The sequence below is a fragment of the Flavobacteriales bacterium genome (genome assembly GCA_016713875.1).
Lineage (GTDB): Bacteria > Bacteroidota > Bacteroidia > Flavobacteriales_F > PHOS-HE28 > PHOS-HE28.
This window is the reverse complement of record JADJOI010000003.1, coordinates 2,475,781-2,496,860: the sequence shown is the minus strand read 5'-3', so window position 1 is coordinate 2,496,860 and position 21,080 is coordinate 2,475,781. Positions and strand designations below refer to the sequence as shown.

20 protein-coding genes are annotated in these 21,080 nt (G+C 67.6%); 15 read left to right on the top strand and 5 right to left on the bottom strand.

Going from position 1 to position 21,080, the window contains the following annotated elements; genetic code table 11:
- Nucleotides 1-37 precede the first annotated feature (37 nt).
- On the bottom strand, nucleotides 38-799 hold the full coding sequence (locus IPJ87_12145; GenBank protein MBK7942602.1) for an alpha/beta hydrolase: 762 nt from the start codon (nucleotides 797-799) through the stop codon (nucleotides 38-40).
- A 389-nt stretch (nucleotides 800-1,188) separates the two neighbouring features.
- On the opposite strand from IPJ87_12145, the gene mraZ reads away from it, so the two are divergent.
- From mraZ to IPJ87_12070, 15 genes are read left to right on the top strand one after another with little or no spacing between them, the layout of a single operon-like run.
- Entirely contained in the window at nucleotides 1,189-1,653 is a 465-nt protein-coding gene (gene mraZ, locus IPJ87_12140; GenBank protein ID MBK7942601.1) for a division/cell wall cluster transcriptional repressor MraZ, read from the top strand.
- Nucleotides 1,643-2,548 carry a 16S rRNA (cytosine(1402)-N(4))-methyltransferase RsmH gene (gene rsmH, locus IPJ87_12135; GenBank protein ID MBK7942600.1) on the top strand — a complete coding sequence of 302 codons (906 nt, stop codon included), beginning with the start codon at nucleotides 1,643-1,645 and terminating at the stop codon, nucleotides 2,546-2,548. Before mraZ ends, rsmH begins: the two co-directional genes overlap by 11 nt.
- The gene (locus IPJ87_12130) at nucleotides 2,545-2,949 is read left to right on the top strand and encodes a hypothetical protein (GenBank protein MBK7942599.1); all 405 of its coding nucleotides are present in this window, start codon (nucleotides 2,545-2,547) and stop codon (nucleotides 2,947-2,949) included. Before rsmH ends, IPJ87_12130 begins: the two co-directional genes overlap by 4 nt.
- 2 nt (nucleotides 2,950-2,951) lie before the next feature.
- Entirely contained in the window at nucleotides 2,952-5,066 is a 2,115-nt protein-coding gene (locus IPJ87_12125) for a transpeptidase family protein (GenBank protein ID MBK7942598.1), read from the top strand.
- The gene (locus IPJ87_12120; protein ID MBK7942597.1) at nucleotides 5,063-6,526 is read left to right on the top strand and encodes a UDP-N-acetylmuramoyl-L-alanyl-D-glutamate--2,6-diaminopimelate ligase; all 1,464 of its coding nucleotides are present in this window, start codon (nucleotides 5,063-5,065) and stop codon (nucleotides 6,524-6,526) included. Before IPJ87_12125 ends, IPJ87_12120 begins: the two co-directional genes overlap by 4 nt.
- 2 nt (nucleotides 6,527-6,528) lie before the next feature.
- Nucleotides 6,529-7,776 (top strand): phospho-N-acetylmuramoyl-pentapeptide-transferase, encoded by a 1,248-nt coding sequence (locus IPJ87_12115; GenBank protein ID MBK7942596.1) that lies wholly within the window; start codon nucleotides 6,529-6,531, stop codon nucleotides 7,774-7,776.
- The gene (gene murD / locus IPJ87_12110; protein MBK7942595.1) at nucleotides 7,773-9,107 is read left to right on the top strand and encodes a UDP-N-acetylmuramoyl-L-alanine--D-glutamate ligase; all 1,335 of its coding nucleotides are present in this window, start codon (nucleotides 7,773-7,775) and stop codon (nucleotides 9,105-9,107) included. Before IPJ87_12115 ends, murD begins: the two co-directional genes overlap by 4 nt.
- A 19-nt stretch (nucleotides 9,108-9,126) precedes the next feature.
- Nucleotides 9,127-9,639, top strand: a complete 513-nt coding sequence (locus IPJ87_12105) for a hypothetical protein (protein MBK7942594.1) — start codon at nucleotides 9,127-9,129, stop codon at nucleotides 9,637-9,639.
- Nucleotides 9,640-9,649: 10 nt separating this feature from the next.
- Nucleotides 9,650-10,837 carry an FtsW/RodA/SpoVE family cell cycle protein gene (locus IPJ87_12100; protein MBK7942593.1) on the top strand — a complete coding sequence of 396 codons (1,188 nt, stop codon included), beginning with the start codon at nucleotides 9,650-9,652 and terminating at the stop codon, nucleotides 10,835-10,837.
- A complete protein-coding gene (gene murG / locus IPJ87_12095) occupies nucleotides 10,797-11,939 on the top strand; it encodes an undecaprenyldiphospho-muramoylpentapeptide beta-N-acetylglucosaminyltransferase (protein ID MBK7942592.1) in 1,143 nt (380 codons plus the stop codon). Before IPJ87_12100 ends, murG begins: the two co-directional genes overlap by 41 nt.
- Nucleotides 11,936-13,306 carry a UDP-N-acetylmuramate--L-alanine ligase gene (locus IPJ87_12090; GenBank protein MBK7942591.1) on the top strand — a complete coding sequence of 457 codons (1,371 nt, stop codon included), beginning with the start codon at nucleotides 11,936-11,938 and terminating at the stop codon, nucleotides 13,304-13,306. Before murG ends, IPJ87_12090 begins: the two co-directional genes overlap by 4 nt.
- Nucleotides 13,303-14,106, top strand: coding sequence for a hypothetical protein (locus tag IPJ87_12085; protein ID MBK7942590.1), 804 nt, complete (start codon nucleotides 13,303-13,305; stop codon nucleotides 14,104-14,106). The genes IPJ87_12090 and IPJ87_12085 overlap by 4 nt, the downstream gene beginning before the upstream one ends.
- A 12-nt stretch (nucleotides 14,107-14,118) precedes the next feature.
- Complete coding sequence (ftsA, locus tag IPJ87_12080) at nucleotides 14,119-15,411, top strand: cell division protein FtsA (protein MBK7942589.1); 1,293 nt, start codon at nucleotides 14,119-14,121, stop codon at nucleotides 15,409-15,411.
- 45 nt (nucleotides 15,412-15,456) lie between these two features.
- Nucleotides 15,457-17,076 carry a cell division protein FtsZ gene (gene ftsZ, locus IPJ87_12075; GenBank protein MBK7942588.1) on the top strand — a complete coding sequence of 540 codons (1,620 nt, stop codon included), beginning with the start codon at nucleotides 15,457-15,459 and terminating at the stop codon, nucleotides 17,074-17,076.
- Between the two features lie 11 nt (nucleotides 17,077-17,087).
- Nucleotides 17,088-17,543 (top strand): GatB/YqeY domain-containing protein, encoded by a 456-nt coding sequence (locus IPJ87_12070; protein ID MBK7942587.1) that lies wholly within the window; start codon nucleotides 17,088-17,090, stop codon nucleotides 17,541-17,543.
- A gap of 72 nt (nucleotides 17,544-17,615) precedes the next feature.
- On the opposite strand, the gene IPJ87_12065 is transcribed toward IPJ87_12070, so the two are convergent.
- The 4 genes from IPJ87_12065 to IPJ87_12050 form a co-directional block, all read right to left on the bottom strand.
- Entirely contained in the window at nucleotides 17,616-18,371 is a 756-nt protein-coding gene (locus IPJ87_12065) for a response regulator transcription factor (protein ID MBK7942586.1), read from the bottom strand.
- A 103-nt stretch (nucleotides 18,372-18,474) separates the two neighbouring features.
- Nucleotides 18,475-18,696 carry a hypothetical protein gene (locus IPJ87_12060; GenBank protein MBK7942585.1) on the bottom strand — a complete coding sequence of 74 codons (222 nt, stop codon included), beginning with the start codon at nucleotides 18,694-18,696 and terminating at the stop codon, nucleotides 18,475-18,477.
- Between the two features lie 407 nt (nucleotides 18,697-19,103).
- Entirely contained in the window at nucleotides 19,104-19,715 is a 612-nt protein-coding gene (locus tag IPJ87_12055; protein ID MBK7942584.1) for a hypothetical protein, read from the bottom strand.
- Nucleotides 19,716-19,738: 23 nt separating this feature from the next.
- Complete coding sequence (locus tag IPJ87_12050) at nucleotides 19,739-20,317, bottom strand: hypothetical protein (protein MBK7942583.1); 579 nt, start codon at nucleotides 20,315-20,317, stop codon at nucleotides 19,739-19,741.
- Nucleotides 20,318-21,080: the final 763 nt, after the last annotated feature.

Here is a 21,080-nt window from a genome sequence, read left to right as displayed (position 1 = left end):
GGGGTGAGGCGCCGGTCGCGGGCCATCGGCGCTGTGCTCACGCCAGCTTGCGCGACAGCCATTCGTCCAGGATGCGGTTGAACACGGCAGGCTGTTCCATCATCGCCGCGTGGCCGCATTCATCCACCCAGTGCAGTTCGCTGCCGGGGATCAACTGGTGGAACTCCTCGGCCACCTCGGGGGGCGTGATGCCGTCCTGCCTGCCCCAGATGAGGCACACCGGCATGCGGAGCTTCGGCAGGTCGCGCGCCATGTTGTGGCGGATGGCGCTCTTGGCCAGGGCCAGGATGCGGATGAGCTTGGCCTTGTCGTTCACCGTCCCATAACACTCGTCCACCAGCTCATCGGTGGCGTGCTTCGGGTCGTGGAAGGTGAGGGCGATCTTCTTGCGCAGGTACTCCTTGTCCTCCCGGCGCGGGAAGCTGCCGCCGAAGGCGTTCTCGTACAGGCCGCTGCTGCCGGTGAGGATCAGCGTGCGGACGCCCTCGGGGCGGCGGGCGCAATGGATCAAGGCCACATGTCCACCGAGCGAATTGCCCAGGAGGTTCACTTCGGTGTAGCCCTTGTGCCGGACGAACCGGTGCAGGAAATCGGCCAGGGCGGGGACATTGGTGCTCAGCATGGGCATGCTGTACAGGGGCAGCATGGGCACCACCACCCGGTACCGCCCTGCGAAATGGCGGAACACCTCCTCGAAGTTGCTCAGCGCCCCGAACAGGCCATGCAGGAACAGAAGAACGGGACCATCGCCCTCCTCCACGTAGCGGAACTCGCCTTCCTCCTTCAACCCTTGCAGCATCGATACCGCGCGGTCCTGTGGGGGACCGCATCCGTCCAAATGTAGTGAAGCGCTCCCGTCGGGTTCCGGTCCCCCAGCGCGCTATCCACAAGGCCGTGTGAGCAAGCCGGACACAGAGCGTGCAGGCACGCGATGACCTGAGGGGAGCTTCGGCAGGTCATTGGACGGGGGTGGGCCGGCCGGAACGCCGGGGGATGTGCACTTGTTAATTACTCCCACTTTCTCCCACCTCGCGGAGGGTGAATATTCTTAGTGTTCATGCAGGGTTTGGCAACAAATTCCGAGCTTCGCCGTTGACAAGTTATCGACAGAAGGGTAAGAAGTGGGAGTGAGTGGAGCAAAGTGGGGCAAAACCTCTACTTTCGCTGCCGTCTCGCACGCGCATCCGCATGCTGAACCTCTTGGGTGAATACGATCTGCGGCTGGACGCCAAAGGGCGTCTGGTGCTGCCGAGCGGGCTGAAGCGACAGCTCGCCGAGGTGGCCACCAAAGGCTTCGTGATCGCCCGCGATGTGTTCAAGCCCTGCCTGGTGCTGTACCCCATGAGCGAGTGGGAGCGGACGCAGGCCATGATGGCCCGCCTGAACCCCTTCGTGGAGAAGAACCGGGAGTTCATCCGGCGCTTCACGAACGGGGCCACACGGGTGGAGCTCGATGGCAGCGACCGCATCCTGCTGCCCAAGCCGCTGATGGACCATGCCGGCATCGGCAAGGACCTGAAGCTGATGGGCCTGCTCGACCGGGTGGAGCTCTGGAGCAAGGAAGGCCATGCCCGGATGCAGCGCGAGGCCGTGGACCTCACCGCCCTCGCCGAAGAGGTGATGGGCAGCCTAGGCAACGCCAATGGCCAGTGAGTACCACGCTCCCGTTCTTTCCCAACCTTGTGTCAATGGCCTGAACATCCGCCCCGACGGCGTCTATGTGGACGTCACCTTCGGCGGCGGCGGTCACAGCCGGGCGATCCTCGAACGCCTCGGTCCTGATGGGGCGCTCATCGCCTTCGATCGTGATGCGGATGCCTGGGCAAGGGCCCTGCAGGACCCCCGGTTCACCCTGGTGCGTTCCGACTTCCGCTGGGTGCGCAACCACCTGCGGTTCCTCGGCCGCCTTCCGGTCGATGGCCTGCTGGCGGACCTGGGCGTGAGCAGCCACCAGTTCGACACCGCGGCGCGCGGCTTCAGCTTCCGCCACGAGGGTCCGCTGGACATGCGCATGGACCGTCGTGGGCGACGTACCGCGGCCGACCTGGTGAACGCGGCGGACGAGGCGGGGCTCACGCGGATCCTGCGCGCCTACGGAGAGGTGGACGCATCGCCTCGGGTGGCCCGTTGCATCCTCCACGCCGCGGCCGTCCGGCGCATCACCACCACCCAGCAGCTGCTGGACGTGCTCCGACCGGTGACGCCGCGCCACGATGCCAGCGGATTCCTCGCCCAGGTCTTCCAGGCCCTGCGCATCGCGGTGAACGATGAGCTCGGCTCCCTGGAGCGCCTGCTCACCGAGAGCGCGCGGATCATCCGGCCCGGAGGTCGCCTGGTGGTGATCAGCTACCACAGCCTGGAGGACCGGCTGGTGAAGAACTGGATGCGCGCGGGCGACCTGGGCGGAGTGGAGCGGAAGGACCTCTACGGCAACAGCCTCCGACCCTTCAGGCCATTGAACACGAAGGCGATCAGACCGGACGACGAAGAGATCAACACCAACCCCCGGGCGCGCAGCGCCAGGCTCAGGATCGCAGAACGAACGTGAAAGGCAACCGACCCCGCACCCCGGAGGAACCCGCAGCCGCAGGCGCGGCCGCGCCGCAGCGCACCAAGCGGCCCGGCCTCCTCGCCGGCGTGCTGAACGGCTCCTTCCTCACTCGGGAGCAGGTGCTGGGCAACATGCCCTTCCTGCTGTTCATCGCCGGCCTCATGCTCGTGTACATCGGCTACGGCTACTGGACCGAGCGCACGGTGCGCGACCTGCACCGCACCGACGCCGACCTGAAGGAGCTGCGCAGCGAGTACATCACGGTGCGCAGCCACCTGGACCGCACCGAGCAGCAGAGCCAGGTGGCCGAGGACATCTCAGGGCTCGGCTTGCGCGAGAGCCGCGTCCCCCCCCGCAAGCTCACCGTTGAACCCGAACAGGCCGAGGCCGTGCGCTGACCATGGACCCGCAACGCGCCTTCCGCCTCCGCACCATGCTCGTGTATGGCGCGCTACTGCTGTTCGCGCTCGCCATCGCCGTGCAGCTGTTCACCATCCAACTGGTGGAGGGCGAACGGTGGACGGCCCGCGCCGAGCACGTGGCCACCGCCTACCGCACCGTACAGCCCGACCGCGGGCACATCTACAGCGAGGACGGCCGCCTGTTGAGCACGAGCGTTCCGGAGTACGAGGTGCGCATGGACATGATGGCCGATGGCCTCAGCGACGAGCTGTTGCGGGCCGAGATCGACGAGCTGTGCCAGGCGCTGAGCGACCTCTTCGGCGATCGCACCGCCGCCGAATACCGCCGTGACCTGCTCGCCGCACGCGCGCGCCGCGACCGCTATCACCTGGTGAAGCGCAAGGTGGACCACGAGCAGCTCCAGGTGGTGAAGGAGATGCCCCTCTACCGGCGCGGCCGCTACGCCAGCGGTCTCATCCTGGAGAAGCGCACCGTCCGTGTCCGCCCCTTCGGGCGTTTGGCGGCGCGCTCCGTCGGCTATGTGCTGAAGGACAGCAGTGCCATCGGCGTCGAGGGCGGTTTCGACACCTGGCTGCGCGGGGTCACCGGCCGCCGCCTCGAGCGCCGCCTCACCGGGGGCATCTGGATGCCCATGGACGATGGCAACGGTCAGGACCCCGTGCCCGGCAGCGACGTGCACACCACCATCGACATCAACCTGCAGGACGTGGCCGATGCCGCCCTGGAGGCCCAACTACGAAAGCACGGTGCCCACCACGGCTGTGTGGTGGTGATGGAGGTGGCCACCGGCTACATCAAGGCCATCAGCAACCTCACGCTCCAGGGCGACAGCACCTACGTCGAGGACCTCAACTACGCCGTGGGCCTCACCACCGAACCGGGCTCGACCTTCAAGACGGCCAGCCTGATGGTGGCCCTGGAGGATGCTGTGGTGAAGGCCACCGATACGGTGGACACGCGCAACGGACAGGTGCGCTTCCACGACCGCATCATGAAGGACTCGCACGAGGGGGGCTATGGTCGCATCACCGTGCATCGCGCGCTGGAGGTGAGCAGCAACACCGCCGTGTCGCAGGTGGTGAACACGGCCTATCGCAACGACCCCAAGCGGTTCGTGGCCGGGCTGCGCCGCCTCGGTCTCGACCGGCCGCTCGGTGTGCGCATCCCGGGCGAAGGCCTGCCGGTGATGCGTGATCCCGGCGACAAGGGCTGGAGCGGAGTGAGCCTCCCGTGGATGAGCATCGGGTACGAGATCAGCCTCACGCCGCTCCAGGTGCTCGCCTTCTACAACGCCATCGCCAACAACGGCCGGCTCATGCAGCCGCAGCTCGTGTCGCACGTGACCCGCGCCGGCAAAGAGCTGCAGCGCTTCGACCCGGTGGCGCTGAACGAGCGGATCTGTTCGCCCTCCACGCTGGAGCAGGTGCGCCGCATGCTGGAGGGCGTGGTGGACACGGGCACCGCCACCAACCTGAAGGCCGCGCATTTCCGGATCGCCGGCAAGACCGGCACGGCCCAGATCGCCAAGGAGCGCTCGGGTTACAAGAGCGCGGGTGTCAGCTATCAGGCCTCCTTCGCCGGCTACTTCCCCGCCGATGCGCCGCGCTACAGCTGCATCGTGGTGGTGAGCTCCCCCAGCATGAGCGGCTACTACGGCAACGTGGTGGCCGGACCCATCTTCAAGGAGATCGCCGACAAGATCCACAGCAATCGCCTGGAGATGCAGACGGGGCTGGCCGGCTTGGCACCTCCCCAGGAACGCACGCCGGTGACCTTCGGTGGCCACGCTGGCGATCTGCGCACGGCCCTTGCCGGTCTGGGTGTGCCCGTCCAGCATGAAGGTGAGGGCGAATGGGTCGTGTCCCAGGCCGCGGACACCAGCGTGGTGCTGCGGCCGCGTGGCCTGCCCGGTGATGCGCAACATGTGGTGCCCAACGTCCAGGGCATGGGCCTGCGCGATGCGCTCTATCTCCTGGAGAACCGCGGTCTGCGCGTGCAGGTGACCGGTGCGGGCATGGTGCGCAGGCAGTCGCTCACCCCCGGCCATCGCTTCACTCCGGGAACCACCATCCTGCTCGAGCTCACCACATGAAACTGCTGAAGGACATCCTCTACCGGGCACGCCTGGAACAGGTGGTGGGCAGCACCAACGCGGCCATCGAGAAGCTCTGTGCGGACAGCCGTGAGGTGGTCCCGTTCACGGCCTTCTTCGCCCTGAAGGGCACCAGGGTCGACGGGCACGACCACATCGATCAGGCGGTGGAACGCGGTGCCACGGCGATCGTGTGCGAACGCATGCCCGAGCGGATCAAGGAGGGCGTGTCCTACGTGCGGGTGGCCGACAGCGCCCATGCGCTTGCCGTGGCGGCCGCCAACTTCCACGACCATCCCTCGCGTGAACTGACCCTCGTGGGCATCACGGGCACCAACGGCAAGACGAGCACCGCCACCCTGCTGTTCCGACTGTTCCGTGCGCTCGGCCACAAGTGCGGCCTCATCAGCACCGTGGAGGTCCGCATCGGGCAGCGCACCATCCCGGCCACGCACACCACGCCCGATGCCGTGCGGCTGAACGCCCTGTTGCGCGAGATGGTGGACGAGAAGGTGACGCACTGCTTCATGGAGGTGAGCAGCCATGGTGTGGTGCAGGAACGCATCACCGGCCTGCATTTCGATGTGGGCGTGTTCACGAACATCACGCACGACCACCTGGACTACCATGGCACCTTCGCCGCCTACATCGAGGCCAAGAAGCGCTTCTTCGACCAGCTCGGTGCGGACGCCCTGGCGCTTGTGAACGCCGACGACCCCAACAGCGGGGTGATGGTGCAGAACACCGCCGCACGCAAACGCAGCTACGCGGTGCACGGCATGGCGGACCATCGCGCGCGCATCATCGAGAACCAGCTCACCGGGCTCCATCTCAACATCGACGGGCACGACGTGTACACGCGCCTAGTGGGCGCCTTCAACGCGAGCAACCTGCTCGCCGTGTACGCCGTGGCCGTGCACCTGGGGCCGGCGCCGATGGACGTGCTGACCGCGCTGAGCGACCTGGAGCCGCCGCGCGGGCGCTTCCAGGCGGTGCGCGGCCCCGGCGGCGTGCTGGGCGTGGTGGACTACGCCCACACCCCCGACGCCCTGCGGAACGTGCTCGAGACCATGCGCGGCGTGTGCAGCGCCGATCAACGCGTGATCACCGTGGTGGGCTGCGGCGGCGACCGCGACCGGTCCAAGCGTCCGGTGATGGCGCGCATCGCCGCCGAGCTCAGCGACCGCGTGGTGCTCACCAGCGATAATCCGCGCAGCGAGGACCCCATGGCGATCCTCGCCGAGATGCGCACCGGTGTCGCCGCAGGGGATGCCGACCGTGTGTTCGTGAACGCCGACCGCCGCGAGGCCATCCGCCAGGCCGTGAGCATGGCCGCTCCCGGTGATGCCGTGCTCGTGGCCGGGAAGGGGCATGAGACCTACCAGGAGATCGCGGGGGTGCGCCATCCCTTCGACGATGCCGCCGTGCTGAAGGAGACCCTTGAACTGATGCACCGCTGACCATGCTGTACCACCTGTTCAAGGCCCTCGACTTCGCACTCCCCGGCAGCGGGGCCTTCAACTACATCTCCTTCCGCGCCGCGATAGCGGTCTTCGTGTCGCTCCTCATCAGCCTGTGGTTCGGCAAGGGCATCATCCGTCTGCTGCGCCGCATGCAGGTGGGTGAGACCGTGCGCGACCTCGGCCTCGAGGGCCAGATGGGCAAGCAGGGCACACCGACCATGGGCGGCCTCATCATCCTGTCGGCCATCCTCGTTCCCACGCTGCTCTTCGCGCGGCTGGACAACATCTACATCCTGCTGATGCTGGCCGTCACCGTCTGGCTCGGTGTCATCGGCTTCATCGATGACCACATCAAGGTCTTCAAGAAGGACAAGCGCGGTCTCGCGGGCCGGTTCAAGATCGTCGGCCAGGTCGGCATCGGCATCATCGTCGGTGCGGTGGTGTACTTCCATCCTTCCATCCGCACCAAGGTGGAGGTGCCTCCTGTGCTCGCCGAGCAGCTCGACCCCGCGGCGCTGAGCACGTTCGTGGAGGAGGATGGCACCGTGCACCACCTGCTGGACCGCAAGAGCCCCAACACCACCATCCCCTTCGTGAAGGGGAACGAGTTCAACTACTCCTCCGTGCTCGGCCTCTTCGGCCGTGAGGCGCGCCGCTACACCTGGGTGCTGTACATCCTGGTGGTCATCTTCATCATCACCGCGGTGAGCAACGGGGCCAACATCACCGACGGCCTTGACGGGCTCGCCACCGGCACCTCCGCCATCATGGTGCTGGCCCTGGGCGTGCTCGCCTACGTGAGCGGCAACATCATCTTCTCGGAGTACCTGGACATCATGTACATCCCCGACAGCGGGGAACTGGCCGTGTACATCGGTGCGATGCTCGGCGCGTGCATCGGATTCCTCTGGTACAACGCCTATCCGGCGCAGGTCTTCATGGGGGACACCGGCAGCCTCGCGCTCGGAGGCATCATCGCCACGCTGGCCATCCTGGTGCGGAAGGAGCTCCTGATCCCCGTGCTGTGCGGCGTTTTCCTGGTGGAGAACCTGAGCGTGGTGATGCAGGTCTCCTGGTTCAAGTACACCAAACGGAAGTACGGTGAGGGCCGTCGGATCTTCCTGATGTCGCCCCTGCACCATCACTTCCAGAAGAAGGGCATCCACGAAAGCAAGATCGTGAGCCGGTTCTGGATCGTCGGCATCATGCTCGCCGTGTTGAGCATCGTCACCCTCAAGCTGCGATGAGCTCATTGGTGGTGCTCGGTGCGCAGGAGAGCGGAGTGGGCGCGGCGCTGCTGGCCCGCAAGCTCGGTCTGCCCGTGTTCGTCAGCGATGGCGGGCCGATCAAGCCGCGCTACCGCGAGGTGCTCGAGGCGCACGACATCCCCTTCGAGGAGGGGGGGCATTCCGCCACGCGCGTGCTCGCCGCCGATGAGGTGGTGAAGAGCCCGGGCATCCCCGACACCGCGGCGCTCGTGGCCGCCGCTCGCGACCGCGGCATCCCGGTGATCAGCGAGGTGGAACTGGCGGCCCGCCACACCACGGCGCCCATCGTGGCCATCACCGGGAGCAACGGCAAGACCACCACCACGCTCCTCACGCATCACATCCTCACGAAGGCCGGAATGGACGCCGGGCTCGGCGGCAACGTCGGGCGCAGCTTCGCCGGCCTCGTCGCCGAACGCGAGCATGCCCTGTACGTCCTCGAGCTGAGCAGCTTCCAGCTGGACGGCATCCGCACCCTGCGCCCGCACATCGCTGTGCTGCTCAACATCACCCCGGACCATCTGGACCGCTATGCGTACCGGATGGAGAACTACGTCGCGAGCAAGTTCCGCATCGCGATGAACATGACCGACCGGGACCATTTCATCCACTGCGCCGACGACCCCGAGGTGGTCCGCGGGCTCGACCTGCACCCGGTGCACGCGCAGCGATGGCCCTTCTCCATCGAACGCCCCCTCGCCCGGGGCGGATGGCTCGACGACAAGCATATCCACATCCACACCGACCAAAACCAGTTCCGCATGTCCATCCTCGAACTCGCCCTGCAGGGCAGGCACAACGTGTACAACTCGCTGGCGGCGGGCATCGCCGCGCGCATCCTCGACGTGCGCAGCGAGTCCCTGCGCGAGAGCCTGAGCGACTTCCAGAACGTGGAGCACCGCCTGGAGCGTGTCGCCACCGTGAACGGGGTCACCTTCATCAACGATTCGAAGGCGACCAACGTGAACAGCGCGTGGTACGCCCTGGAGAGCATGGACCGTCCCGTGATCTGGATCGCCGGAGGTGTGGACAAGGGCAACGACTACAGCACGCTCGTGCCGCTGGTGAAACAGCGTGTGAAGGCCATCGTCTGCCTGGGCAAGGACAACGCCAAGGTCCATGCCGCCTTCGCCGGCATGGTGCCGACGATCACCGATACCGACAGCGCCGAGGCCGCCGTGCGCACCGCCTACGGCCTCAGCGAGCCGGGCGATGCGGTGCTGCTCAGCCCCGCCTGCGCCAGCTTCGACCTGTTCGAGAACTACGAGGAACGCGGACGCCGGTTCAAGACCGCCGTCAAGGCCCTGTGACCCCGGAAACACCGATACCATGGACAAGGACACCCTGCACCTGCTGAACGTCCGTCAGGCCCGCGCCGGTCTGGTGGAGGCCCGTGCGCGCGCCCTTGGTGAGCTGCGGAGCGCACCCCACCGCATGGAGTTCGTCGGCACCATGCGCGGCGTGGAGTACATCAACGATTCCCGCGCCACCTTCCTCGATGCCGCCCTGCAATCCATGGCCTCCATCGAGAAGCCCGTGCTGTGGATCACGGGCGATCTGCCGGAGGGCCTGGGCGATGGGGCCGTGCTCGATTTCCTGCGCGACCGCGTGCGCGCCCTGATCCTGTGCACCCCCGGGATGAGCGACGTGCCCGACGGCATCCGCGAGGCCCTCGGCCAGGCCTTCCAGGCTGGCGACCTGCGCACGGCCGTCTTCCTGGCGCATGAGCTCGCGACCAGTGGCGAGGTGGTGCTCTTCAGCCCCGCATGCCCCAGCGGCGGTGGATTCGCCAACTACGAGGAACGCGGACACGCCTTCAAGCGCACCGTGCGCGAGCTCTGATCCGACGCCCATGAACCGCCTCTTCCACGAACACCTGCGCGGCGACCGCACCATCTGGATGGTGGCGCTGCTGCTGGGCGTGGTCAGCCTGCTGGCCGTGTACAGCTCGATCGCCTCCCTGGCGTTCAAGCAGGAGGGACGGAGCACCCTGCACTTCCTGATGAAGCACGGCCTGATGCTCGCCAGTGGTGGTGCGATCATGTACGGGGCGCACCGGCTCCGTTTCGGCGTTTACGGGCGTCTGTCGCAGCTTCTGCTCGGGGTCACCGTCGGCCTGCTCGTCCTCACCCTGCTGCTCGGCACCAACCTGAACGATGCCAGTCGCTGGCTGCGCATCCCCATCATCGGCCAGAGCTTCCAGACCAGCGACCTGGCCAAGGTGGTGCTGATCGTGTTCGTGGCGCGCGCCATCGCCAAACAGAAGGCCGCGCCCTGGGCCTTCCGCGATGTGGTGCTCAAGCTCATGCTGCCCATCGGTGCGGTGTGCGGCACCATCCTGCCGGCCAACTTCAGCACGGCCGCGCTGCTCTTCGCCGTGTGCATGATGGTGGCGTTCCTGGGCGGCGTGCCGCTGAAGTGGATCGCGGCCTCCATCGGTGTGGCCGCCGGCGCCTTCGCCCTGCTGGTGGCGGTGAACGAGGCCGCCGACCTCGGGCTGCTGCCGCGCGTGGAGACCTGGCGTGCGCGCTTGGAGAACCATGGTTCGGCCGACAGCGATGCCAACTACCAGGTGGAGCACGCCAAGATCGCCATCGCCAGCGGTGGCCTGCTGCCCAACGGACCAGGCAGCGGCACATCGCGCAACTTCCTGCCGCACCCGTACTCGGACATGATCTACGCGTTCATCATCGAGGAGTACGGCAGCCTGCTCGGTGGGCTCGGTCTGCTGCTGCTCTACCTCATCCTGATGGGGCGCGCCGTGAAGATCGCCCGGCTCTGCCCCAAGCCCTTCGGCGCGCTCACCGCGCTGGGCCTGAGCCTCAGCCTGGTGCTGCAGGCCCTGGTGAACATGGCCGTGGCCGTCAACCTCGTGCCCGTCACCGGACAGCCGCTGCCCCTGGTGAGCATGGGCGGCACCTCCATCTGGTTCACCAGTCTCATGATCGGCATCGTGCTGAGCGTGAGCCGCAGCGTGTACGACGAACCCGCGAACGACCATGTCGAACCCCAACCCCGCACCGCTCCGGCGGCCGCTTAGGCTGATGATCAGCGGAGGTGGCACCGGTGGGCACATCTTCCCGGCGATCGCCATCGCGAGCGCCGTGCGGGAACGGCTGCCCGATGCGGAGGTGCTCTTCGTGGGCGCGGAGGGCCGCATGGAGATGACCAAGGTGCCCGCTGCCGGATATCGCATCGAGGGCCTTCCCATCCGCGGCTTCCAACGGGGGGCCGTGCTGGCCAACCTGGGCCTGCCGTGGATGCTGCTGCGGAGCTTCCTCAAGGCGCGGCGTCTGGTGCGCACGTTCCGCCCGGATGTGGCGGTGGGCGTGGGCGGTTACGCCAGCGGCCCCTTGATCGCCGTGGCCCAGCGCATGGGCGTGCCCACGCTCATCCAGGAGCAGAACAGCCATGCCGGCAAGACCAACATCCACCTCGGCCGCCGTGCCCAGCGCATCTGCGTGGCCTATCCGGGCATGGAGAAGTACTTCCCGAAGGACCGCCTGCGCCTCACCGGTAATCCGGTGCGCAGCGCCACCGTGCAGCTGGAGGGCAAGCGTGCCGAAGCGCTCGCTCATTTCGGCCTCCTCGGCGATGCGCCGATCGTGCTGGTGACCGGCGGGAGCCTCGGCGCGCGCGGCGTGAACCATGGCGTGGCCGCGGCCCTGGCGGGCTGGAAGGGGGCCGGGGTGCAGGTGATCTGGCAGACGGGCACCCCCTTCCTCGAGCAGGCCCGCAAGGCGGTGGCGGACCTCGCGTTCGACCGGTGCAGGGTGAGCGCCTTCATCGACCGCATGGACCTGGCCTACGCCTGCGCTGATGTGGTGGTCGCACGCGCCGGGGCCATCAGCATCAGTGAGCTCTGCCTGGTGAAGCTGCCCGCCGTGCTGGTGCCGCTGCCCACCGCCGCCGAGGACCATCAGACCGCCAACGCCCGAGCGCTCACCGACCGCGGTGCCACGCTGCTCGTGCGCGACAACGACACTAGGGAGGAGCTTGGGCCCACGGTGCTAAGCCTGCTGAACGATGCCCCGGCCCGCGAACGCATGCGCACGGCCATCTCCGCCTTCGGCCGACCCGACGCTGCCGGCACCATCGCCGATGAAGTGATCGCGCTCGCCAACACCACCACGCGCCCATGAGCACCGCGGTCCAGCGCCTCTATTTCGTCGGCATCGGCGGCATCGGCATGAGCGGCCTGGCCCGCTATTTCCGACGCGCCGGCGCTGTCGTCGGGGGCTACGACCGCACACCGTCGGCGCTCACTGAGAGCCTGGCCGCGGAGGGCATGGCCATCCACTTCGACGATGACCCCGCCTCGATCCCCGAGCCCCTGCGCGAGCGGCCGGCCGATGTGCTGGTGGTACGCACCCCCGCCGTGCCCGCCTCCAGCCTGTTGCTGGCCTGGTGGACCGCCGCTGGTGCCCGCATCGTCAAGCGCAGCGAACTGCTCGGACTCGTCACCCGGGACCGTCACACGTATGCGGTCGCGGGAACGCATGGCAAGACCACCGTGAGCACCCTGCTGACGCACCTGCTGCACAGCGGAGGCGTGCCGGTGAACGCCTTCCTTGGTGGCATCAGCGCCAACTACAACACCAATGTGCTGCTGGATGAAGGCGCCGTGGCGAACGTGGTGGAGGCCGATGAATACGACCGCAGCTTCCTGCAGCTGCGCCCCACCGATGCGATCATCACCGCGGCCGATCCCGACCACCTGGACATCTATGGTACGCCCGAGGCGATGCTCGAGGCCTACACCGCCTTCGCGGGCCTGTGCTCCGGGGCGTTGCTCGTGCATGAGCGCGTGAAGGCCGCGCTCCCCGCCCTGAAGGCCGATACCTATGCCATCGGTGGCCACGGCGTACCCCGCGCCGAACAGGTGGAGGTGCGTGAGGGCGCCTACCACTTCGACCTGGTGGCCGGAGGCGTCACCCTGCGCGGGCTGCGATTGGGCATGGCCGGGCGGCATAACGTGGAGAACGCCACGGCCGCCGCCGCGATGGCGCTGCGCGCCGGTGTGGCACCGGAGGCGTTGCGCGCCGCGCTCGCATCGTTCCGGGGGGTGGAGCGCCGGTTCCAGACGATCCTCGGCGGACCGGCCACGGTCTTCATCGACGACTACGCCCACCATCCCGCCGAACTGGACGCGGCGATCCGCTCGGCCCGTGAGCTACATCCCACGCGCAGCCTCACCATCGTCTTCCAACCGCACCTCTTCACCCGCACGCGCGACCTCGCCGACGGTTTCGCGCGGAGCCTCGCCGGTGCGGACCGGCTGTATCTCTTGGACATCTATCCGGCGCGTGAGGAGCCCATCCCCGGCATCACCTCGGCCTGGCTGCTCGACCGCATCGCCCTGGCCGACAAGCACCTCGTGGGCCGGGATGAACTGATCGCCCGCCTGTCCGCCGAGCCTCCCGAACTGCTGCTGACCCTGGGCGCCGGCGACATCGACCGGCTCGTGCCCCGCATCGCCGACGCCCTTCAACACCCTGCTGCCGCATGAACGCCCCGCGTGCCTTCGTCCGTCCCGTGCTGCTCGTCGCCACCGCCGCTCTGGTCGTGGTGGCCCTGGGCTTCGTGGAGCGCACCGCCGACCGCCGGCCGGTGCAGGATCTCGCCATCGATGTACGCGAAGTGGACGACGCGCGGTTCATCACCCCGCAGCAGGTGCGCGAGCAGGTGTTGAGCATGGGCGAGGAGGTCGTGGGCGTACCCGTGGCCGAAATGGACCTGGAGGCCATCGAGGACCGGCTCCGCGCAGTGCCGTGGGTGAGCGCCGCGGAGGCCTATCACACCCTCGACGGCATCCTGCACGTCCGCGTGGAGCAACGCGCTCCGATCGTGCGCGTGCTCGACCAGGATGGCCGCGGCTACTACCTCGATGCGGAGGGCCACACGATGCCGTTGAGCACGCAGCACACGGCCCGAGTGCCGGTGGCACTGGGCACGGTGCATCTCCAGGGCGCGGCCGAGCGGGTGATCGACCTGCGCGGCACCGACAGCCTGATCACCGCATCGCACCTGCCCGAAGTGCACCGCATCGCCACCTTCCTGCGTCAGGACCCCTTCTGGGCGGCGCTCATCGACCAGATCGTCGTCACCCCGGAAGGCGAGTTCGAGCTGGTGCCCCGCGTGGGCGGCCAGCGCATCCGCATCGGTGGCACCGACCGCCTTGAACAACGCTTCGCCAAGCTCCGCCTCTTCTACCGCCAGGGGATCGATCAGACCGACTGGCGTCGCCATGCCATCATCGACCTGCGCTTCGACGGGCAGGTCGTCTGCACCCAACGCACAACGCCCTAACACGCTGTACACATGGACCAACAAGAGATCGTGGCCGGATTGGACATCGGCACCACCAAGATCGCCTGCATCGTCGGGCGCAAGAACGAACAGGGGAAGATCGAGATCCTCGGCATGGGCCGCAGCCGCTCCGAAGGCGTGAGCCGCGGCATGGTGGCCAACATCCAGAAGACGGTGGACTCGATCATGGCAGCCGTGAAGGAGGCCGAGGCCAACGCCAACGTGGAGATCGGCACGGTGAACGTGGGCATCGCCGGGCAGCACATCCGCAGCATGCACCACCGCGGCATGATCACCCGCCAGAGCCTGGAGGAGGAGATCCGCCAGCTCGATATCGATCTTCTGATCGACGACATGTACAAGCTCGTGATGCCGCCCGGAGAGGAGATCATCCATGTGCTGCCCCAGGAGTACATCGTGGACGGCGAGCAGGGCATCCGAGATCCGATCGGCATGAGCGGCGTGCGCCTGGAGGCCAACTTCCACATCATCAGCGGCCAGGTCACCGCCGCGCGCAACATCAACAAGTGCGTGCACCGCGCGGGCCTCGATGTCACGGAGCTCATCCTGGAGCCGCTCGCCAGCGCCGACGCGGTGCTCAGCGCCGAGGAGAAGGAGGCCGGTGTGGTGCTCGTCGACATCGGCGGAGGCACCACGGACATCGCCATCTTCTATGACGGCATCATCCGCCACACGGCCGTGATCCCCTTCGGCGGGAACGTGATCACCGAGGACATCCGCCAGGGCTGCGGGGTGATGCGCGAGCAGGCCGAGCTGCTGAAAGTGAAGTTCGGCAGCGCCCTCGCCGCGGAGAACAAGGACAATGAGGTCGTCTGCATCCCCGGTCTGCGCGGCCGCGACCCCAAGGAGATCAGCCTGCGCATGCTTGCCGAGGTGATCCAGAGCCGCATGGAGGAGATCCTTGAGCACGTCCACTTCGAGATCAAGAACAGCGGGCTGGAGAAGCAGCTCATCGCCGGCGTGGTCCTCACCGGTGGCGGTGCCCAGCTCAAGCACCTGCGCCAGCTGGTGGAATACATCACCGGCATGACCGCCCGCATCGGCTACCCCAACGAGCATCTGGCCAAGAGCAATGTCGATCAGGTGACCAGTCCCCTGTTCGCCACCGGCGTGGGCCTGGTGATGAAGGGCTTCGACTTCCTGCACCGCCAGCGCGCCAAGCAGGGCGCTGCGCCGGCCCAGGCCCCCAAGGTGAAGGGCCACAGCCAGGGCAGCCGTGTCGGCAGCTTCTTCGACAAGGTGATCAAGGGCGCCTCCGAGATCCTCAGCGACGACGACATCTAGACCGCATCCCCGCCACCGCAGTTCCACTCTCCAATCCCGAACGACATGAAATTCGACCTTCCCCGTGAGCTCTCCTCGATCATCAAAGTGATCGGTGTGGGGGGCGGCGGCAGCAACGCCGTGAACCACATGTACGCCCAAGGCATCAAGGGCGTCGACTTCATCATCTGCAACACCGACAAGCAGGCGCTGGACATCAGCCCGGTGCCCGTGAAGGTGCAGCTCGGTCCCGCCCTCACCGATGGCCTCGGCGCGGGCTCCATCCCCGAGCGCGGCAAGGACGCCGCCCAGGAGAACCTCGACGAACTGCGCCAGCTGCTGAGCGCGCGCACCAAGATGGTCTTCATCACCGCGGGCATGGGCGGGGGCACGGGCACCGGCGCCGCGCCGGTGATCGCCAGCATCGCCCGTGAGCTCGGCATCCTCACCGTGGGCATCGTCACCATGCCCTTCCAGTGGGAGGGCCGCAAGCGCAAGCTCCAGGCCGTGAGCGGCATCGACGACCTGCGCCGTTCGGTCGACACCCTGCTGGTGATCAACAACGACCGCCTGCGCGACCTCTTCGGCAACCTGAGCCTGGACAACGCCTTCGGCCATGCCGACAACGTGCTCACCACCGCGGCCCGCGGCATCGCCGAGATCATCACCATGACCGGCAAGGTGAACGTCGATTTCGAGGACGTGAAGACCGTGATGTCCAACAGCGGAGCGGCCATCATGGGCATGGCCGAGGCCGAAGGGGAGGACCGCGCCCTGCGTGCCGCCCAGGAGGCGCTGGCCTCACCGCTGCTCAACGACAACGACATCAAGGGCGCCAAGTTCGTCCTGTTGAACATCAGCCATGGCGCCCGTGAGGTGCTGATGGACGAGATCAGCGAGATCACCGACCACATCCAGGATGCGGCCGGCAGCAGCGCCGACGTGATCTGGGGCTATTGCCGCGAGGAGAGCCTGGGCGACCGCCTGCGGGTGACGGTGATCGCCACGGGCTTCCAGGTGAACCCGGAGACCGGCGCCGTGGGGCATGTGCCCGAAGCGCGCAAGGTGATCCCGCTGGACGCCGACGTGCCCACGATGATCACCCAGCCCATCAGCAACCCGGTGGCCGCCGCTCCGTCCGCACCTACGACCCCGTTGCGGGAGGTCATGACCCCGGAGCCGCCCGTCAACGCCGCGTTCGAGCCCTACCTGAAGTCGGCCACCCCGCAGGCGGATCCACTGGCGAACGAGCTGGCCCGGCCGGTGACCCCGGTGAACGAGCGCACCGTGGAACTGGAGGTGACCCCGCCCGCCGAAGGCAAGGTGCGCTTTGATCTGTATGAAGCACCTGCGACGCCGACGAGCGTGCCGGCCCCGCCCACCGCGGTGAACACGGTGAACGAGCCCGCCCAGGCCCGCCTGAACCCGGCCGAGCACCAGGCCCGCGTGGAAGAGCGGCTCATGCGGATGCGGGAGATGACCATGCGCCTCCGCTCGCCCAACGGGATCAATGACATGGAGCGCGAACCCGCCTATGTCCGCAAGCGCATCGCCCTCAGCGAAGGACCCCGCAGCACGGACAGCAACGTGAGCCGCTACACCCTGACGGAGGACCAGGACGAGAACGGTGAGCGCCGCGTGGAGCTCAAGCGCAACAACCCGTTCCTGCACGACAACGTCGACTGACGCGAACGCCCATGGACTTCCAACAGCGCATCGATGCGGACATCAAGGCCGCGATGCTGGCCCGTGACAAGGACCGGCTGAACGCCCTGCGCGCCATCAAGAGCGCGATCCTGCTGGAGCTGACCAAGGAAGGTGGAGGCACCGCCGGCATCAGCGACGAGGCCGGCCTGCGCATCGTGCAGAAGCTCCACAAGCAGCGCGCCGAGGCGGCGGCCATCTTCCACCAGCAGGGTCGCACCGACCTGGCCGGTGAGGAAGAGGCCCAGGCCCGGGTGATCGAGGCCTACCTGCCCGCGCGCCTCAGCGAAGCGGAGCTCGAGGCCGCCGTGCGGGCCATCATCACCAGCACCGGTGCCAGCGGCATGAAGGACATGGGCCGGGTGATGGGCGAGGCGAACAAACAGCTGGCGGGCAAGGCCGATGGTGCTGCGGTCGCCGCGCTGGTGAAGCGCCTGCTGGCCGGCTGATCCATCCTGCACGGAACGAGCAAGGGGCGCCCGAGGGCGCCCCTTCGTGTTCGGAATACACGATGGCCGGCGCTAGAGCTTGGCCAGGCTGTCCATCAGCTCCTGCTTCTTCCGCCGGCTCACCGCCACGTTGGTGCCGTCGGTCATGATCACCTCGCCACCCTCGCCGCGGATGTACTTCTTCACGTGCTTCACGTTGATCAGGTAGCTGTGGTGAACGCGCACGAACTGCGTGGGGTCCAACATGTCCTCGAACTCCTTCAGCGTGCGGCTGATCACCAGGCGCTTCTTGTCCTTCTGGTGGACCACCGTGTAGTTGCTGTCGCTCTCGCAGTACATGATGTTGTCCACGTCCACCATCTCCAACCCGTCGGCCACGGGAAGGGCGATCCGTTTTTCGGCCCCGGCGGGGCGTGTGAGGTTCTTCAGCAGGGCCATGAACTGGTCGGGGCTCTGCGGCGTGCGCTCCTCCTGCCGCACCTTGCCGATGGCCGTGGCCAGCTCCTCGGCGTCCACCGGCTTCAGCAGGTAGTCCAGCGCGCTGAAGCGGATGGCCTTCACCGCGTAGCCTTCGTGCGCGGTGGTGAAGATCACATGCGGCCGGTCGGGCCCGATCGCCTGCAGCAGGTCGAAGCCCGTCTGCTTGCCCATCTCGATGTCCAGGAAAAGCACTTTCGGCTTCACCTTGCTCAACAGCTCGATGCCCTCGGGCACATTGGTGGCCATGCCCAGCAGGTCGATCTCCGGATGCTTGCGCTGCAACAGTCCGCTGAGGGCATCGCGACAGTGCTGTTCATCGTCCACGATGACGGCCGTTAGGGTGCTCATGCTCGATCGGTTGAGGAGGGCAAGGTAGCATCTGTCGTCCGGGGCGCCATGGAACCGAAAAAGCCCCGGGAAGGGGCCTTTCGATCGGATGCGGATGGTGGGATCAGCGGGCCATGCGGACCGGGGCGGCCTGCGCGGCGCGCTGCTGCTCGGTCCAGGCGGCCAGGTCCATCGTGGGGTCCACGAACGGGGACACCATGCGGCGCTCGGTGCGCGCGGCCTTGCCCTTGGCGGCCTTGCGGGGCGCGGCGGCGAAGCTGCCTTGGGCCAGGGTGAGGAAGCTCACGAGGACCAGGAGGCTGCGGAGGGTGGCGGGGCGGTTCATGGCGGGGATCGGGGTTCGTTGGTGACCCAAAGCAAGCCCCAGGACCAGGGAGAGCGTGAGCCCGGCCGAGCAGGTGGTGGCTGTCAGGGAGCAAGTGGCGGGAAGGAGAACGGCAGGGGCAGGAGCCATGCCTTCGCCAAAGGCTTCGGCAGACGAGGCAGGGGCCATGCCTTCGCCAAAGGCTTCGGCAGACGAGGCAGGGGCGGGAGCAGGGGCCGATCGGCCGGTGGCAGGTGAGGAATGCCCATCACGCAGAGGTGCATAGTCCGCTGAGGGGGCAGGGGCAGGGGCGGGAGGCGGAAAGCGGGCGGCCGGTGGCAGGCGGCGTGAAGCAGGTGACCTCAGGCAGGCGGCGGGGCTGCGACCGACGGATCGGTGGCCGTCGGAGGGAACGCGGCTCGGCCGGGTCAGACCGCGCGGCGGAGCAGGGGAGCCGGGTGGGGACCGCTTTCCCGCACACCGCGGGTCCTGTCCCATTCCACCAGCAGCCGGCCATGGCGGTCCAGCAAGGTGATCCGCTCGGCCATGGGCTTCACGGCGGCACCATCGCGCGGGGTCAGGATCACCTGCAAGGGGATCGGCAGTGGCTTGCCGTGGTCGTTCGCCGGACGGCCCTCCCAGGGGCGGATCTCGATCATGCGGGGCAAGTGGCCCGGCTGCACCAGCACCAGGCGGATGGCGGCATCGTCGGGCAGCTGCAGCGCGAAACGGCCCTCCTCGTCGGTGTCGATCACCTGGGCCAGCCGCTCGTTGAGCACGATGCTCACCGCACACGGAAGGTCGTTGATGCCTTCCACCTGACCCCGCACCTGCAGGGGGCCTGAGGTCGGGCTGGGCCGCCAGTCATCCCGGTCCAGGTCGTCGAGCGCCTTGCGGATCACGCTGAACGGTGGGATCGAGGCATCGGCGTCCTTGGCGGAGCGGCTCCACGGCCACCCCGGACCGTTGCGGGCGAGGCGGCGCTTGAGGGTCTCCAGGAAGGGATGCATGGGCGTGGTGGCGTGGCTTCGGGGCGTCATACGGCAACTGGGTCTCAAGGGGTTCACTGCTTGGCCTCGGCGCGTTGGGTCTCCACCCAGGCGGCCAGCTCCATGGTGGGGTCCACGAAGGGGGCGGCTTCGCGGCGCACACGCTTGGCGGGGGCCGCCGCAGGGCTCTCCGCTGGCATCAAACGGGCCGTCCGCAGGTGCTCATAACCGAAGTCGCCCTCCTTGCTGTTGAAGGCGATGAGGCCCACGGGACCGTCATAGCGCATGGGCCCCTCGGCCGGCTGGGCCAGCAGGCTCACCTGGAAGTGGAAAAGGAAGTCCTTCCGCGGCTGCACATCGCCCGGCAGGCGCGTGTCGAACACCAGTTCCTTGGCGATGGTGCCCGGCCGCTCGAAGCTCAGGCGGTACTCATGGCCCAGCGGCAGGTCCAACTGGAACTGGGCCAGACCCTGCTCCATGCGGGTGAAGGCCGCACCGTCCTGAAGCACCGTGAGCGTGGCGCCGGTGAGGGCTTCGCTGCTCAGCACCTTGCCGTCGATGCGGAGCACGCGGGCTTCCTCGGCGTGGGCGGTCGCCGCGGCGAAAAGGGTGGCGGCGAGGGCGAACTGGTGGAGGGTGGCGAGGGTGTTCATGGCCTTGGGCGTTGGGGGTCCGTGTCGTTGGTGGGCCAAAGCAAGCCCCGCGGGAGGGGGGTGGGTGAGCCCGGCCGAGCAGGTGGCGGGGGTGGGGGAGCAAGTGGCGGGACCAGGACCAGGGGCAGGACCAGGAACAGGAACAGGGGCCATGCCTTCGCCGAAGGCTTCGGCAGACGAGGCAGGGGCAGGAACAGGAGCAGGCTCCATCATGAACGTTGGGCTCGAAATGGGCGGTCCATCCTCCGAGCACCTCCTTGCCGTCCCTGCGAGGCGCTTGTGTGGGTGGGGTGTGCGCAGGGCGCCGTGGCAGTCTCCCCATGGTGGATGGGATGAGTTCCAATTCCGGGTGGTCGATCCCTCCCTTTCAGGAGCGTCCCGATGACGGGTTGGAAAAGACCGGTTCAGGTACGGATCATCTCCGCATCGTCACTGCGAGGCGCATGCGTGGTGGGTGGTGCGCTGGGCGCCGTGGCAGTCTCCCCGAGGTGGACGGCACCTGGCCCGGTAGAACGAGATCGCATCGCCGGCAGTGACCACCGGCCCCCGACCGGTCTCTATCATCGGGATGCCTTGCCGCACCCCGCGACGGACAAGGACTTGAATGGAGCGGAAGAAGACCGGGCCGCTATCCCGGTCAACACGAACGAACGATGACCTGCCAAGCGATGAACCTCAGGTGGTCGGGCGCAGACCTTGGCCTGTTGCTGGGCCGCCTGGGGTTCGTTGCGCATCTCCGCTGCGAAGCGCAGAACCCGGTGCC